Origin of the sequence: Ectobacillus ponti, from assembly GCF_024294785.1 — a bacterium.
GTDB classification, from domain to species: Bacteria; Bacillota; Bacilli; order Bacillales; family Bacillaceae_G; genus Ectobacillus; species Ectobacillus ponti.
In genome coordinates, this window is the sequence record NZ_JANCLT010000026.1 from 1 (window position 1) to 15,015 (window position 15,015).

Here is a 15,015-nt window from a genome sequence, read left to right on the forward strand (position 1 = left end):
GAAGGGCTCCGCTCGACTTGCATGTATTAGGCACGCCGCCAGCGTTCATCCTGAGCCAGGATCAAACTCTCCATAAAGGTGTTTGTCTAGCTTCAAATAATAAATGTTGACGTTTTGTGTTCTGTTTAGTTTTCAAGGTTCATGCCGCCGAAGCGACCTTTATAATATAACATAACCCACATCTGATGTCAACAGCTTGTTTATCTCAATTGCTGACAACGTTTAATAATATAGCATGTCCTTTTTGTTCCGTCAACAAAAAGTATTTAACGGGACAATAATCTGCAGCGATCCAAAAAGAAAAAAAGAAACAGGCTGCTGTTTCTTTTTAGTGGGGCAAAATATACAGTTGAATGACAGCCAATGCCCCAAAGCCAGGCAAGCCCAACAATCCGCATATAGAGGCCGTGATCACATTAATCGGAATATGAAAGTTCCATTGTGCCCCGACCGTATTTAAAAGAAATAAGCCCAATGCCCCCACAACGATTTTCATCAGTGTTTTTCCGGCTGCCCGGAACGGCTTAAAAGGTCCGCCGATAAGCAGAAGCAATATAATACCCCCGGCAATGCCGCCTATGATCAATAGATGATCCATATGGAAATCCTCCTCTGCAGCTTGTACTACATATGTATGGATAAGGAACAGAAAACATGACAATTCCCCTACAGATAAAAAAAGGAAGGCGCCGGCAGAAGCGGCACCTTCCTTTATAGCTTCACCATTTTGACCTGGCGCAGTTTCGCTGATCTCAGCAAATAGAAATACTTCGCTTCCGCAATCAGCATATGGCAAATGACGTCCTCCGACGGCTCCAGGCTTTGTTCCACAATACGCTTTTGCCGGATCAGCTCCTGCTTGGATTGCTCGAGCAGGCTGATCAGCTCTTGATCAAATTCCTTCCGCAAGCGGCCCTTTCGATGAAAGAACATGCGTGTACCTCCTACTTTACAGTTCGCGTCTTCCTTCCATGGCCTTGGATAGGGTTACCTCATCCGCGTACTCCAGGTCCCCGCCAACAGGAAGACCGTGGGCAATTCTTGTCACCCGGATCCCCGTCGGCTTCAACAGCCGTGAGATATACATGGCTGTTGCTTCCCCTTCAATATTCGGATTTGTAGCCAAAATAACCTCCTGCACCGTCTCGTCATGCAGACGCTGCAGCAGCTGCGGAATCCGAATGTCCTCGGGGCCGATTCCTTCCATAGGGGAAATGGCGCCGTGCAGAACATGGTACACCCCTTGATACTCCTTCATCTTCTCCATCGCAATGACATCCTTCGCCTCTTGCACAACGCAGATGATGGAGTGGTCGCGATGCTTACTGTCGCAAATATAACAAGGGTCCCTGTCTGTGATATGGCCGCAGACGGAGCAATAGGACAGATTGCGCTTGGCATTCACCAGCGCCTTTCCGAAGTCCAATACCTCGTCCTCCTTCATATCCAATACGAAAAAGGCAAGCCGGGCTGCTGTTTTGGGACCAATGCCCGGCAGCTTCATAAAGCTGTCGATCAGTTTTGATATCGGCTCAGGATAATGCATGAGCGCCCTCCTAGAACAATCCGCCCGGCAAGTTCAATCCTTTTGTGAATTGTCCCATTGTGGAGGCTGTAATGTCATCAATTTTCTTCAGTGCATCATTTGTCGCAGCCAACACCAAATCCTGCAGCATTTCCACATCGTCCGGATCTACAACATCTTCCTTAATCTTTACTTCCAGCACGCGCTTGCTGCCATCTACAATGACTGTAACCATGCCGCCGCCCGCAGTTCCCTCAACGGTCTTTGTCAGCAGTTCTTCCTGTGCTTTTTGCATTTCCTTTTGCATTTTTTGCATTTGCTTCATCATATTATTCATATTACCCATACCGCCACGCATCATGTTTCATTCCTCCAATAATCATTCTTTAATTTCTACTAATTCCTTCCCAACCAGCTTAATGGCCTCATCAACCAAAGGGTTCACCTGCTCCTTTTGTTCACCGGATTGGTCTTTCTTCAGGAAGTCCTCCCGAATCTTTGCCCATTCTGCCCGCGGAACCGGAAGCATGGACAGCTTTCTTCCCAGCATATCCGCCACCAGCTGATCGAGCGCCTGCACACCCTCTTGATTTTTCATCACAAGGTCACAGTGGACATCGTGTTCAAATGCAAGGATATAGGCATCGTCCGAGGCTGCTGCCGGTTCGCTGCTTTTCAGCAGGACGGACAGGGAAACGCGGTTTTGCTGTTTTAATTGTTCCAGCACACCGCCCCAAATTCCTTTTAATTGCTCCAAATCCTTACGGGTTGCCTTCTTTAAAATTTCCTGAATCCGCCCCGTTGGAATACGCGTGCCGCTGCGCACCGGCTTTGTCTGCTTCCGTTCAAGGGCAGGCGTGGGCTCTGCCGCGGCCATCGCCATGGGAACGCCTGTTGTTTTCACCCGTTGAAGCTCAGTCTCCAGGCTCTGCACACGCTGCAGGACAGCCTGCAGCTGTCCGGAGCCCTGTGTCTGCACAAGAAACTGCTGGCAAAGCTTCACGATCACTACCTCTAAAAAGATACGCGGATGATTCGTCCACTTCATTTCCTGCTGGCTTTTGCTCAGCGTATGAATGACTTCATAAATCATATCTGCGCTGATTTCACTGCTCAGCTCACGAAATGCTTCATCCACAGCCACTCTCTCCAGCAAGTCCTCCAGCTGCGGTGATGTCTGATACAATAGCATGTCCCGATAATAATAAATTAAATCCTCCATGAAGCGGAGGGGATCCTTCCCCTGATTCATGATTCCCTCAATCAGACGCAGGGCCTGCGGGACATCATTATGCAGGATGCAATGCACAAGCTGAGACAGATTCCGCTGTGATACAGAGCCCGTCACCGCCAGTACATCCTCCGTGCCCACCTGGTCCTCGCTGTAGGAAATTGCCTGATCCAGCAGACTCAGGGCATCACGCATGCCGCCCTCCGCCGCCCGCGCCACAATCTGAAGTGCTTCCTCTTCTACTGTAATGCCTTCATTTTGGATGACAGTCGCCAGTCTTGCGGTAATATCTCGCACAGCAATCTTGCGAAACTCAAAGCGCTGGCAGCGTGAGATGATTGTCGGAGGGATTTTATGAGGTTCTGTTGTTGCCAAAATGAAGATTACATGTCTTGGAGGCTCCTCCAAGGTCTTCAGCAGGGCATTGAATGCCCCGATGGACAGCATGTGAACTTCATCGATAATATATACCTTATAGCGGACAGCGCTTGGAGCGTACTTGACCTTGTCACGGATATCGCGGATTTCATCCACACCGTTGTTGGAGGCAGCATCAATCTCCAGTACGTCCGAAATGGAGCCGTTCGTGATGCCAAGACAGGCTGCGCATTGATTGCACGGCTCTGCTGTCGGTGCCTGCTCACAGTTGATAGCCTTGGCAAACACCTTGGCAATGGTTGTTTTACCGGTTCCCCGGGGCCCGGAAAACAAATAGGCATGAGAGACCTTTTCCTGCAGCAGGGCATTTTGCAATGTTTTGGTCACATGCTCCTGTCCAACCACATCTGTGAATTGCTGTGGTCTCCACGTTCGATATAATGCCTGATATGACATGAAAGCAGCCCTCCCTTACCGGTTCTCCAAGTCATCGTTCTATTCTGACAGTATTCTTTATTATACCGTATTTCTCACACCATATAAACAAGAAAACCCACTCCTGCGAGTGGGTTAATCTTATGTATGAAACTGCCGTGCACCTTCTGTCGACTGCGCACCATAAGCGTTACCTGAGCAGTTAGCTCGGTCCAGGCACCCCCGCGGCACACGAGAGCTTTCGCTTATTGCTGCTTCCTTCCGGATCTGACAAGGTTCACGAATTCCCGTTGCGCAGGACCCAGACGTCAACGCCACTTACCCAGGGCAGCCTTACAGTGACGCAGCCTCGAGAAGGGATTCAGCCCCGCTGGAGCGGATTGCGGGTACAGGGCACCGCTACCTCCCCGCCTAGCACGGCAAAATTGAAACCAATTGTAAATGCCTTAACAAAGGCAACTTCAGTATATCTGTTTTCATCACAAAATGCAACTTGCTAAAGACAAGTATTTTTCTGCTGCCGCTCTGCCTTCTTTTTCTGCCGCAGTTCCCTGAAAAAGCTGGAGAGCAGTTCCCCGCATTCCTCCTCAAGGACACCGCTGACGACCTCCGCCTGGTGATTGAACCGTTCCTCCTGCAGCAGGTTCATCAAGGTGCCCGCACAGCCGCCCTTGGGATCCTTCGCCCCGTACACGACCCGCTTCACCCGGGACAGCACGATGGCCCCGGCACACATCGGGCACGGCTCCAGCGTCACATACAGGGTTGCGTCCTCCAGCCGCCATGTACCAAGCTTCCTGCAGGCTTCATCTATGGCCAGCAGTTCGGCATGGGCAACAGCCCGCTGCTCGGTTTCCCTCAGGTTATAGGCCCGGCTGATAATTTCACCGTTCCAGACGATGACCGCGCCAATCGGGACCTCCTGTATCTCCCTTGCCAGCTCCGCCTGCTCAATGGCAGCTCTCATATACAACTCATCGTGTTCCATGCCACAAACTCCTTTGTTCCTTACAAATAAGTTCATCTCTTTCTACCTAAACTATACGAAAGGAGATGAGAAGACAAGATGAAAAACACTGCGCTGCTGTTAATTGACTTAATCAATGACTTCCGTTTTGACCACGGGCATATCCTTGCCGAGAAGTGCCGTGCCATGCTTCCTTCCATCATGCGGTTGAAAGAGAAAGCCCGCTCTGCAGGCATCCCCATCATCTATATCAATGACCACTACGGCATTTGGAAAGCAGATCTCCAGGAGATCGTCACCTATTGCCGCAATGAGCAAAGCAACTCCATCATTGACCATATTCATCCTGAAGCAAGCGATTATTTTCTGATTAAGCCTCATTATTCTGCCTTTTACGAAACGCCATTAAACTCGCTGCTTGGCTATTTACAGGTGAAAAATCTGATTGTAGCCGGGGTTGCCGGCAATATATGCGTGCTGTTCACAGCAAATGATGCCCATATGAGGCATTATAACCTCTATATCCCTTCAGATTGCATTGCCTCCAATCATAATCAGGATACAGAGCATGCACTCCGGGTCATGGAACAAATCATGAAGGCGAAGGTACAAAGCTCCGCTGAACTTATGCTTTCTTTTGTATAAATTTCTAAAGAAGTTTTTGTCGGAAATTCGTCCCTTCCCCCTTCTCTTGTGCTACAATAATCCTGTTTTGATTCTTTTGTTCGTCTCAAGACGCCGTGGTAAAGGAGGAGCAATTATGGCAGAGATACCTTTTATAACTGTGGAAGGACCGATCGGTGTCGGAAAAACTTCGCTTGCTAAAGCCATCTCAGAAGCCTTTCAGCTTCATTTGTTAAAAGAGATTGTAGATGAAAATCCTTTCTTGGGGAAATTTTATGAGGACATCCATGAATGGAGCTTTCAGACAGAAATGTTTTTCCTCTGCAATCGTTATAAACAGCTGGAGGATATCGACAGCAAATACTTAAAGCAATCCATGCCAGTCGTGGCAGATTATCATATATTTAAGAACTTGATTTTTGCAGCCCGCACCCTGAAGCCGGCGCAATATGAAAAGTATATGGGAATCTATCGAATTTTAACGCAGGACATGCCTGTTCCGAATGTGATTGTCTATTTAACAGCCAGCCTGGAAACCCTGCAGAAGCGAATCGCCATGCGTGGACGGGAGTTTGAAAAGAATATTGATCCCCACTATTTGCTGCAGCTCATCGCGGACTATGAAGCAGCAATGGAAACTTTCATCATTGACCACCCAAACATCCCTGTATTGAAATTCAACGGTGACAATATGGACTTCGTCAATAACGAAGCCGACCTGCGCCACATCTTATCCAAACTAGAAAACACGATGAAAAAGGAGATTGGCCAACGATGAACCTGAGACAAAAATATGATATTCCCGGTGATGCAGTCATCACAATTGCGGGTACAGTAGGTGTCGGCAAATCCACCATGACAAATGCATTGGCACGGGCCCTCGGATATCGCACATCCTTTGAAAAGGTAGATACAAACCCTTACCTGGACAAGTTCTATGCGGACTTCACACGCTGGAGCTTCCACCTTCAGATTTACTTCCTGGCCGAACGCTTCAAGGAGCAGAAGCGCATCTTTGAATATGGCGGCGGCTTTGTGCAGGACCGTTCCATCTATGAAGACACTGGCATTTTTGCAAAAATGCATTACGAAAAAGGCACGATGACAGAAACGGATTATGTTACTTATAAAGGTTTATTCGACGCTATGGTGATGACGCCATACTTCCCGCATCCTGATTTGCTCATCTACCTGGAAGGCTCTTTCGAAGACATTGTGGACCGCATCCGCGAGCGCGGCCGTCCCATGGAACAGCAAACGCCGATTGAGTACTGGAAGGAAATGCATGGCCGCTATGAGGATTGGATCAATAGCTTCAACGCCTGCCCGATCCTCCGCCTGAACATTAACGATTATGATATCGTGCAGGATGAGAACTCCATTGAGCCGGTAGTGGAAAAAATCGGCTATTTCCTGCAGCAAACAAGAAAATTAGTGCGATAAAAAAAGAACCCGTGCAGCCGCACGGGTTTTAGTTTTTCACTGTTTTCTTCGTCGGAGCAATAATTTCTGCTTCTGTCTTGCCGGCATTGATGCGCTGGCGGACAGTCGCCTGGCTGATGCCATATGTATCAGCAATCTCTTTCACTGTCATTTCACGGCCTGCAATCAAAGCGGTGATGCCCTTGCGCTTTGCTGCCGGCTTCTCTGCAGCCTGCACCTTCGGCTTCGCCTCTCGCTTGCTTTGTACTGTGGACTTGCAGATACAGCCGCATAGCTTACGGAAGGCATCCTCACTTACTGTGTAGGATACGTTGGAAATGCTGTTTAAGATTCGATCCTTCTTACACACAGGACATTGTACGTAATATAGTGTCTTTTCCTTCATCGGAAATGTTTGCACAATAATATCCATAATCGTTCCCCCTCCTGTTGGACAAAATAGCTTCGCTAAAACAAAAACTCGTTACAGCATCGTAACGAGTTTTTCAATCTCCACTTATATGCGCTGTTGTCAATGTAAAATGGCGGAGGAAGAGGGATTCGAACCCCCGCGCGGCTTTCACCGCCTCTCGGTTTTCAAGACCGACCCCTTCAGCCAGACTTGGGTATTCCTCCTTATTGACATGGAATATGATATCAGACTAGAAATTGTTCGTCAAGCAGTTGGAGATATTGGTTTTTTGTGAAAAAAGCAAAAGAATGAAAAACAAAAACCTTTTTCTTTTTATCGGGGCGTAAGTGGACATAACGTTGCGGAGAGCGGTTAAACCTTACGGATCGTCCTCTCCGACTGGTTTAACAGTGCTTCGGCAGAGCGAAGCGGGGGCATCGAGGCTGTTTCAATCTGCACTCCTTTTTCAGATTGGGGTGCGGCTGAACGGCCATGTGAGTTTTCTGTGAGGGAAGGCCCGGGCAGCTGCCCGGGCTTCTCCTTTTACTTAATAACTTCCTTGTTGCCCATGTATGGACGGAGGACCTCAGGAATGATGACAGAGCCATCCTCCTGCTGGTAGTTTTCCAGGATCGCGGCAACTGTGCGGCCGATCGCCAGGCCGGATCCGTTCAATGTGTGCACATGCTCCGGCTTCGCATTCGGCTCACGGCGGAAGCGGATATTGGCACGGCGCGCCTGGAAGGCCTCAAAGTTACTGCAAGAAGAGATCTCACGGTATGTACCGTAGCTTGGGATCCAAACCTCAATATCATACTTCTTCGCAGCGGTGAAGCCCAGGTCACCCGTGCACATGCTCAGGACACGGTAAGGGAGTCCCAGCAGCTGCAGGACGCGCTCGGCATCCCCTGTCAGCTTCTCCAGTTGGTCATAGGATTCTTCTGGCTTCACGAACTTCACCAGCTCCACCTTGTTGAATTGGTGCTGGCGGATGAGGCCGCGGGTATCACGTCCGGCGGAGCCCGCCTCAGAACGGAAGCACGCGCTGAATGCCGCATACTGAATCGGGAGGGCATCGCCGCTTAAGATTTCATCACGATGCAGGTTGGTTACCGGCACTTCCGCTGTCGGGATGAGGAAATAGTCCTCGCTCTCAATACGGAACGCGTCCTCCTCGAACTTCGGCAGCTGCCCGGTGCCCGTCATGCTGTCACGGTTCACGATATAAGGAGGCAGTATCTCCATGTAGCCATGCTCCTCTGTATGCAGATCCAGCATGAAGTTGAACAGGGCGCGCTCCAAGCGGGCACCGAGTCCCTTATAGAATACGAAGCGGCTGCCCGTCACCTTCCCGGCACGCTCAAAGTCCAGAATGTCGAGGCCTGTGGCAATGTCCCAGTGCGGCTTTGGCTCAAAGCCAAACTGCGGCATCTCGCCCCACTTGCGGATTTCCACGTTGTCATCCTCGGTTGCGCCAACCGGCACAGACTCATGCGGGATGTTCGGGATGGACAGCATCAAGAGCTCCAGATCTGCTTCTACTGTGCGCAGCTCTTCATCCAGCCCCTTAATTTTATCGCCCACCTCACGCATTTCCAGAATGAGCGCCTCTGCATCCTTCTTTTCGCGCTTCAGCGTTGCAATCAGCTGGGATACCTCATTACGGCGGCTTTTCAGCTCCTCCGTCTGCACAAGCAGCTCCCGGCGTCTGATGTCCAATTCTTCGAAACGGCCGAAGTCTGTCAAGTCTTCGCCGCGGTGCTGCAGCTTCGCTTTCACTTCTTCAAAGTTTGCGCGCAGCATTTTAATGTCTAACATACTTATTCCTCCTTTTATGAAAATAAAAAACTCCCGTCCCTTGTATAAAAGGGACGGGAGTGAACCCGCGTTGCCACCCTAGTTGAAAGCATTGCTTTCCTCTCGGTCAAGATAACGGCTGCAGCCGGAACATGCTTACTGGTCCAGGGACGTTCGGCAGTTCACTCCAGGACGGATTCACAGGCTGCTTCTATCGGTTTGCACCAACCACCGACTCTCTGCGAGAAGACACACATGCTACTGGTTCCTGTCAACACTTTCTACATATAGAAATGTTACCATCAATTTACTATAATCTCCGATAACATGCAAGGGCATCAGCCCACTTTTTTCGCTTTCGCTTCCTTGGCCATTTCCACGAAATATGCCGTGATGCGGTGGTCATCCGTCAATTCCGGATGGAAGGATGCCGCCAGCAAATGGCCTTGGCGCGCAGCCACGATACGGTCTCCATGTGTGGAAAGCACTTCTACATCAGGTCCGACACTCACTACGTAAGGTGCACGGATGAAAACACCCATAAAGTCCTCGCCTACACCTATAATAGAAAGAGGCGCCTCGAAGCTTTCACGCTGTCTGCCAAACGCATTGCGTTCCACCGTAATATCCATGGCTCCGATATGGCCTTCATCGTAGCCCACCAGGTTTTTGGCCAACAGAATCATGCCGGCACATGTGCCAAACAGCGGTTTCCCTTGGGCTGCAAACTGGCGCAGCGGCTCCATGAAGCTATACTTATCAATCAGGCGGCGCATCGTTGTGCTTTCGCCGCCAGGCAAAATCAAAGCATCGATTTCCTCAAGCTCCTCAGCACGCTTTACAACAAGTGCACGCGCACCGCAAGCTTCGATGGATCTGACATGTTCGCGGACAGCACCCTGCAGTCCTAATACACCAATTGTAATCATGCCGCAAACTCCTCTTTCTTACCAGCCGCGCTCTTGCATGCGGTGTTCTGGAAGGATAGAAGAAATTTCAATGCCTTTCATGGCAGTTCCCAGTCCCTTGGACAGGCTGGCAATCAGTTCATAATCCTGATAGTGTGTTGTTGCTTCCACGATGGAACGGGCAAACTTCGCAGGGTTCTCGGACTTGAAGATACCGGAGCCCACGAATACACCGTCAGCACCCAATTGCATCATCAAAGCCGCATCCGCTGGTGTTGCCACGCCGCCTGCTGCGAAGTTTACAACTGGAAGACGGCCAAGCTTCTTAATCTCCAACAGTACCTCGTAAGGAGCGCCTGTGTTCTTTGCAAATGTCATCAGTTCATCTTCACGCATGCCCACAACCTGGCGGATTTCTGCGTTCACTTGGCGCATGTGGCGCACTGCTTCTACGATGTTGCCTGTTCCAGGCTCACCCTTTGTACGAAGCATGGCAGCACCCTCAGCGATACGGCGCGCAGCTTCACCGATGTCACGGCAGCCGCATACGAATGGAACTGTATACTCACGCTTGTTCAGGTGGTATACTTCATCCGCCGGAGTCAATACTTCACTCTCATCGATGTAGTCTACACCAAGAGCTTCCAATACGCGAGCTTCTACAATATGACCGATCCGGCACTTTGCCATAACCGGGATGGATACCGCATTCATGACTTCTTCAACGATTGTAGGGTCAGCCATACGGGACACGCCGCCTGCTGCACGGATATCAGCCGGAACGCGCTCCAATGCCATTACCGCAACAGCGCCTGCTTCTTCAGCAATTTTTGCCTGCTCAGCGTTGATAACGTCCATAATGACGCCGCCCTTTTGCATTTCTGCCATGCCGCGCTTGACGCGCTCTGTACCTGTTAAGTTGATCATGTAAGAAACCCCCTCTATATCAGTTGCAGTTCTTCATATTTCCGAGACGAAAATTAAGAATACTCTTACATTCTAACATCATCTATTACTGGCTTGTCCACTATTTTCTACCGAAAAAACCATATAAGCCACAGGAATTTCCGTACATTCTATATCATATCCCATATACGGAAAAAAGCTCCCCGAAAGGAGCTTTTGTTTCTTGTCTGGCCATGCGGCTTCTTAGAACCAGCCTTTTACTGTATCAACCGCGCCTGTCCAAAGTTGGCCAAAGAAAGAACCGATTCCGCGGCCCATCAGCACGAACCAATTGGCTTTCTCTACAGCATCCTTTGTGACCAGATCGATCTTCAAGGTCTGTCCCTGCAGGAAGCCAGGGTCCTGACTGCCTTTTGCGGAGACAATCATTTGCCCAACCTTTGCACCCTTCTTCACCGGTGCAGTAATTTGCTTGTTGTTCATTTTATAGGAGATTGCGTACCCATCCTTGCTGCCCTTCATAATCGGCAGGACGACAGCTTCTGTCGTTTCAAAGCTGACCTGCTTCTCTTTTCCTTTCACAACCTCAGCTGTGCTTTTTTCTTTTGGAGCATAGCCCTTTGGGTATACTTCCTTCACATCATAGTTGCCAAAGCCATAATCCATCAGCTTCTTTGTCTCTTCAAAGCGGGCCTGATAAGAATCTGTTTTGATGACAACGGAGATGAAGCGAACTCCATCCCGTTCTGCTGTACCCGTGAAGCAGTAGCCCGCCTCAGGTGTGGAGCCTGTTTTCAAGCCGTCCATTCCCTCATAGCCATATACCAGGCCGGGAAGCATCCAGTTCCAGTTATCCATCTTTACTGGATATTTGCCGCCTTCTTGGAAGGTCTTCTTTGGAATGCTGGAGGTCTTCAGCATACTTGGGTAATCTGTGATCAACCGCTGTGCCAGAATGGCCGCATCCCGTGCGGACATCTTGTTCTCATCATTTGGATCTGTGCCGGCAGGCTGTTTTCCCTGCAAGTCACGGTTTGACAAGCCTGTCGCATTCACAAATCTTGAGTTTTTCATGCCAAGCTCTTGCGCCTTTTTATTCATCAGGCTGATAAAATTCGTCTCTGAACCGCCAATGAGCTCCGCCAAAGCAATGGTTGCTCCGTTTGCGGAATAGATCGCCATTGCCTCATACAATTCCTTCACTGTATAAGAGCCGCCATTTTCCAACGGTACATTGGATAAATCGCGGTTTTGTGAAATGAGATGGGCATATTCGGAAACCGTCGTCTTCTGATCCCATTTAATCTTTCCCTGTTCCACAGCTTCATGAACCAAGTATTCTGTCAGCATCTTTGTCATGCTTGCAATTGCCAGAGATTCATCTACGTTCTTTCCATACAGAATTTTTCCAGACTTCGCTTCTACCAGAATGGCTGATGCTGCTTTTATATCCAAGTTTGCATTTGATTCTGCAAACACACGATTAAATGGAGTCAAAATCCCAAAACCAAGTGCGAATATCGTCAGAATGATGAATATTCGTTGATACAACAAGCCTTTCACTTTATTCCCCCCTCATGGTTGTAGTTACATAAGTGTTATTCTAGCACAATTACAAATAAATAGACAGGGGTGCGCGACCCCTGTCGAAAAATCGAATATTATGAAGAATAGTTTGGTGCTTCCTTTGTAATCTGGATATCATGCGGGTGGCTCTCGCGAAGACCAGCCCCTGTCATGCGAATAAACTGTGCATTTTCACGCAGGTCTGTCAGATTTTTGGCACCGCAGTAGCCCATGCCGGCGCGAAGTCCTCCAACCAACTGGTGGACTGTATCTGCCAGTGGTCCTTTATACGGCAGGCGGCCCTCAATTCCCTCCGGCACAAGCTTTTTGTTGCCTTCCTGGAAGTAACGGTCCTTGCTGCCCTTCTCCATGGCTCCCACAGAGCCCATGCCGCGGTATACCTTAAAGCGGCGGCCTTGGTAAATTTCAGTCTCGCCCGGGCTTTCAGAAACTCCCGCAAACATGCTGCCCAGCATCACCACATGGGCACCTGCCGCCAATGCTTTCACAATATCACCGGAGTACTTGATTCCTCCATCTGCAATAATAGGAACTCCGTATTTTCTTGCCTCATCCGCACAGTCATATACTGCTGTCAGCTGTGGAACACCGACTCCGGCAACAATACGGGTTGTACAGATTGAGCCTGGCCCAATGCCGACCTTCACAATATTTGCCCCTGCTTCGATAAGGTCTCTTGTAGCGGCGGCAGTGGCAACGTTCCCTGCAATAATGTTCAGCTTCGGATACTTGGCTCTAATTTCGCTCACCTTCTCCAGTACACCGGCAGAGTGGCCATGCGCAGTATCCACTACAATAACGTCTACACTTGCTTTCACCAAAGCATCTACCCGGACCATTGTATCAGCAGTGACACCGACTGCCGCTCCTGCCAGGAGACGTCCTTGCTTATCCTTTGCCGAGTTTGGAAACTCAATTACCTTCTCAATATCCTTGATTGTAATGAGCCCTTTCAGGACAAAGCTGTCATCCACCAGCGGCAGCTTTTCAATTTTGTGGCGTTGCAGAATTTTTTCTGCTTCATCCAATGTGGTGCCGACTGGAGCTGTAATGAGGTCTTCCTTTGTCATCACATCAGAAATTCGAATGGAGTAATCCTGGATGAAACGCAGGTCCCGGTTTGTGAGGATGCCGACCAATCTCTGTTCATCCGCATTATTTACAATCGGGACACCGGAGATACGATATTTGCCCATGAGGTGCTCAGCATCATACACTTGATGCTCTGGAGTCAAAAAGAAAGGATCTGTAATTACACCGCTCTCAGAACGCTTTACCTTATCCACCTGCTCTGCTTGCTGTTCAATGGACATGTTCTTATGGATAATTCCCAGACCGCCTTGGCGCGCCATTGCAATAGCCATCTCAGCTTCTGTTACTGTATCCATACCCGCACTGATCAATGGAATATTGAGTTGGAGTGTGTCGGATAAAACAGTTTTCACACAAACTTCCCGTGGTAATACCTCGGATTTGGCCGGAATTAACAATACATCATCAAACGTTAAGCCTTCTTTGACAAATTTCGTTTCCCACATGCATGAATCCTCCTCTGACCTAAAATATTATTAGTAGCTTAACAACTGCATACAGCACTGTCAAGGAAGGTCAGAGAAGTTTGAATTTTTAGACTTATTATAAGGAGCACATATGATTGAGACAAATTGGGTTTGGCAAAAGCTTAGCTTCTTTATCTCCTCCGTCCACTCACAGAATTACTTATGCCATTGCTATAAGAAATTAGGAATGCCTGACAGCGAAAAGAAAAGCTTTGAGAATTGCTATCCGTTCATCTATTACCTGGAGCATGGAAAAAGCTATTATGAGCTTGCCAAGAGCTCCCCGCTGGCCATTCAGCCTGTGCTGCTTTTTTACGGAATGGTTCAGCTGCTGAAGGCCTGCCTGCTGACGGTTGACCCAAATTATCCTGAATCCACTGCAGTACTGGCCCATGGCGTCACAACCCGGAAATTGAAAAAACAGAGCTATGAATTTCTGCAGGATGAAGTAAAGATTCAAAAGAACGGGCTTTTTACCCATATTGCTGAGAGAATGTTTCACATGAAGCATCTGGAGGGGGAGAAATTTATTATGGAATCTCTCCTGGAAAAGGTCGCTGAGCTATTCGATCTCTTCACGAGCAGCAAAAAGTCATCCATTGCCCAAGCCGTCAAATATGTGGAGGGGGAGACTCTATGTGTACCTGTTCAAATACTTGACCGCTACCATATGACAAAGGAGCGCTTTGTCGAATATTTTGAGCATACCTGCTTCCATCTCGGTGTGCAGTATGATCCAGCCGCCAGCAGGCAAAGCCGGCAGCTTGTCTTCAAGGGAGCCATTCAGCAAAAGCCGGTCACTTCTCCTTTGATGTATGACCTTCAGGCAAATACATACTTCCTCCCAAACCAACGGGAGAATATGGGCATCTTTCCGGAGCTTTTGACGCACTACTTGGTTTTATATAATCTGAGTATGATTTCCAGATATGAAACAGAGTGGTGGAGTGATTTGCTGCGCAGCTATTCTACAGAGGATTACCCCTTCATTCATCAATTTCTGTCCGTTACGCTGGATAAGGTGCCCTATCTGATTTACCTTTACCTTGCTGATAAAATTAAGTGATAAGCCATATAAAAGTGGCTTGTAAGGAGAGAATTCCTTTGCGTTTAAGGGGAAAGCTGCAGAGGCAGAACAAGTCTTGGCCGGAATTGTTTCACGTTTTGAAGTGACTGTTTCATTTTTCATTTTTTTGTTTCATTTTTGAAAAAGATTGTTTCACTTTTTGATTTTTTTGTTCCACTGCCGGAAATTTGATGGTTG

16 protein-coding genes, 1 tRNA gene, 1 rRNA gene, 1 other RNA gene and 1 other annotated feature are annotated in these 15,015 nt (G+C 48.7%); of the genes, 4 read left to right on the forward strand and 15 right to left on the reverse strand.

Translation table 11 applies throughout. The features are described from left to right. From NK662_RS22795 to tadA, 8 genes are all read right to left on the reverse strand, one after another. Positions 1–77 (reverse strand): 16S ribosomal RNA (locus NK662_RS22795); the annotation flags it as partial. A 251-nt stretch (positions 78–328) separates the two neighbouring features. Continuing rightward, a complete protein-coding gene (locus NK662_RS22800) occupies positions 329–598 on the reverse strand; it encodes a pro-sigmaK processing inhibitor BofA family protein (RefSeq protein ID WP_254761279.1) in 270 nt (89 codons plus the stop codon). A 113-nt stretch (positions 599–711) separates the two neighbouring features. Next, positions 712–933: a YaaL family protein gene (locus tag NK662_RS22805; protein ID WP_254761280.1), complete on the reverse strand. Its 222-nt coding sequence runs from the start codon at positions 931–933 to the stop codon at positions 712–714. A gap of 16 nt (positions 934–949) precedes the next feature. Continuing rightward, complete coding sequence (gene recR / locus NK662_RS22810) at positions 950–1,546, reverse strand: recombination mediator RecR (RefSeq protein ID WP_254761281.1); 597 nt, start codon at positions 1,544–1,546, stop codon at positions 950–952. A gap of 10 nt (positions 1,547–1,556) precedes the next feature. Then, entirely contained in the window at positions 1,557–1,886 is a 330-nt protein-coding gene (locus NK662_RS22815) for a YbaB/EbfC family nucleoid-associated protein (RefSeq protein WP_254761282.1), read from the reverse strand. 18 nt (positions 1,887–1,904) lie between these two features. Further along, entirely contained in the window at positions 1,905–3,590 is a 1,686-nt protein-coding gene (gene dnaX / locus NK662_RS22820) for a DNA polymerase III subunit gamma/tau (RefSeq protein ID WP_254761283.1), read from the reverse strand. A 135-nt stretch (positions 3,591–3,725) separates the two neighbouring features. Further along, positions 3,726–3,989, reverse strand: an RNA gene (ffs, locus tag NK662_RS22825) — signal recognition particle sRNA large type. Positions 3,990–4,065: 76 nt separating this feature from the next. Next, positions 4,066–4,557: a tRNA adenosine(34) deaminase TadA gene (gene tadA / locus NK662_RS22830; RefSeq protein WP_254761284.1), complete on the reverse strand. Its 492-nt coding sequence runs from the start codon at positions 4,555–4,557 to the stop codon at positions 4,066–4,068. Positions 4,558–4,635: 78 nt separating this feature from the next. Here tadA and NK662_RS22835 point away from each other — a divergent pair, with 78 nt between their 5' ends. The 3 genes from NK662_RS22835 (at position 4,636) to NK662_RS22845 (ending at position 6,603) form a co-directional block, all read left to right on the forward strand. After that, positions 4,636–5,181, forward strand: coding sequence for a cysteine hydrolase family protein (locus tag NK662_RS22835; RefSeq protein WP_254761285.1), 546 nt, complete (start codon positions 4,636–4,638; stop codon positions 5,179–5,181). A gap of 115 nt (positions 5,182–5,296) precedes the next feature. Further along, positions 5,297–5,938, forward strand: a complete 642-nt coding sequence (locus tag NK662_RS22840) for a deoxynucleoside kinase (protein ID WP_254761286.1) — start codon at positions 5,297–5,299, stop codon at positions 5,936–5,938. After that, the gene (locus NK662_RS22845) at positions 5,935–6,603 is read left to right on the forward strand and encodes a deoxynucleoside kinase (RefSeq protein ID WP_254761287.1); all 669 of its coding nucleotides are present in this window, start codon (positions 5,935–5,937) and stop codon (positions 6,601–6,603) included. Before NK662_RS22840 ends, NK662_RS22845 begins: the two co-directional genes overlap by 4 nt. 28 nt (positions 6,604–6,631) lie before the next feature. Here NK662_RS22845 and NK662_RS22850 read toward each other — a convergent pair whose 3' ends face one another. The 7 genes from NK662_RS22850 to guaB form a co-directional block, all read right to left on the reverse strand. Then, a complete protein-coding gene (locus NK662_RS22850; RefSeq protein ID WP_254761288.1) occupies positions 6,632–7,015 on the reverse strand; it encodes a sigma factor-like helix-turn-helix DNA-binding protein in 384 nt (127 codons plus the stop codon). A 110-nt stretch (positions 7,016–7,125) separates the two neighbouring features. Further along, a tRNA-Ser gene (locus tag NK662_RS22855) sits at positions 7,126–7,218 on the reverse strand. 319 nt (positions 7,219–7,537) lie between these two features. Beyond that, positions 7,538–8,812: a serine--tRNA ligase gene (serS, locus tag NK662_RS22860; RefSeq protein ID WP_254761289.1), complete on the reverse strand. Its 1,275-nt coding sequence runs from the start codon at positions 8,810–8,812 to the stop codon at positions 7,538–7,540. 46 nt (positions 8,813–8,858) lie between these two features. Beyond that, positions 8,859–9,075, reverse strand: a binding site (T-box leader). Between the two features lie 54 nt (positions 9,076–9,129). After that, a complete protein-coding gene (pdxT, locus tag NK662_RS22865; RefSeq protein WP_254761290.1) occupies positions 9,130–9,720 on the reverse strand; it encodes a pyridoxal 5'-phosphate synthase glutaminase subunit PdxT in 591 nt (196 codons plus the stop codon). Between the two features lie 18 nt (positions 9,721–9,738). Beyond that, entirely contained in the window at positions 9,739–10,626 is an 888-nt protein-coding gene (pdxS, locus tag NK662_RS22870; RefSeq protein WP_254761291.1) for a pyridoxal 5'-phosphate synthase lyase subunit PdxS, read from the reverse strand. Positions 10,627–10,848: 222 nt separating this feature from the next. Then, on the reverse strand, positions 10,849–12,168 hold the full coding sequence (locus NK662_RS22875; RefSeq protein WP_254761292.1) for a serine hydrolase: 1,320 nt from the start codon (positions 12,166–12,168) through the stop codon (positions 10,849–10,851). Between the two features lie 98 nt (positions 12,169–12,266). Then, positions 12,267–13,730: an IMP dehydrogenase gene (gene guaB / locus NK662_RS22880; RefSeq protein ID WP_254761293.1), complete on the reverse strand. Its 1,464-nt coding sequence runs from the start codon at positions 13,728–13,730 to the stop codon at positions 12,267–12,269. Between the two features lie 112 nt (positions 13,731–13,842). On the opposite strand from guaB, the gene NK662_RS22885 reads away from it, so the two are divergent. After that, the gene (locus tag NK662_RS22885; protein WP_254761294.1) at positions 13,843–14,817 is read left to right on the forward strand and encodes a YaaC family protein; all 975 of its coding nucleotides are present in this window, start codon (positions 13,843–13,845) and stop codon (positions 14,815–14,817) included. Positions 14,818–15,015 lie beyond the last annotated feature (198 nt).

Bases quoted from the DNA above. Each gene is read 5' to 3' on its own strand.
- NK662_RS22800 (WP_254761279.1), bottom strand. From the start codon at position 598: ATGGATCATCTATTGATCATAGGCGGCATTGCCGGGGGTATTATATTG.
- NK662_RS22805 (WP_254761280.1), bottom strand. From the start codon at position 933: ATGTTCTTTCATCGAAAGGGCCGCTTGCGGAAGGAATTTGATCAAGAG.
- recR (WP_254761281.1), bottom strand. From the start codon at position 1,546: ATGCATTATCCTGAGCCGATATCAAAACTGATCGACAGCTTTATGAAG.
- NK662_RS22815 (WP_254761282.1), bottom strand. From the start codon at position 1,886: ATGATGCGTGGCGGTATGGGTAATATGAATAATATGATGAAGCAAATG.
- dnaX (WP_254761283.1), bottom strand. From the start codon at position 3,590: ATGTCATATCAGGCATTATATCGAACGTGGAGACCACAGCAATTCACA.
- tadA (WP_254761284.1), bottom strand. From the start codon at position 4,557: ATGGAACACGATGAGTTGTATATGAGAGCTGCCATTGAGCAGGCGGAG.
- NK662_RS22835 (WP_254761285.1), top strand. From the start codon at position 4,636: ATGAAAAACACTGCGCTGCTGTTAATTGACTTAATCAATGACTTCCGT.
- NK662_RS22840 (WP_254761286.1), top strand. From the start codon at position 5,297: ATGGCAGAGATACCTTTTATAACTGTGGAAGGACCGATCGGTGTCGGA.
- NK662_RS22845 (WP_254761287.1), top strand. From the start codon at position 5,935: ATGAACCTGAGACAAAAATATGATATTCCCGGTGATGCAGTCATCACA.
- NK662_RS22850 (WP_254761288.1), bottom strand. From the start codon at position 7,015: ATGGATATTATTGTGCAAACATTTCCGATGAAGGAAAAGACACTATAT.
- serS (WP_254761289.1), bottom strand. From the start codon at position 8,812: ATGTTAGACATTAAAATGCTGCGCGCAAACTTTGAAGAAGTGAAAGCG.
- pdxT (WP_254761290.1), bottom strand. From the start codon at position 9,720: ATGATTACAATTGGTGTATTAGGACTGCAGGGTGCTGTCCGCGAACAT.
- pdxS (WP_254761291.1), bottom strand. From the start codon at position 10,626: ATGATCAACTTAACAGGTACAGAGCGCGTCAAGCGCGGCATGGCAGAA.
- guaB (WP_254761293.1), bottom strand. From the start codon at position 13,730: ATGTGGGAAACGAAATTTGTCAAAGAAGGCTTAACGTTTGATGATGTA.
- NK662_RS22885 (WP_254761294.1), top strand. From the start codon at position 13,843: ATGATTGAGACAAATTGGGTTTGGCAAAAGCTTAGCTTCTTTATCTCC.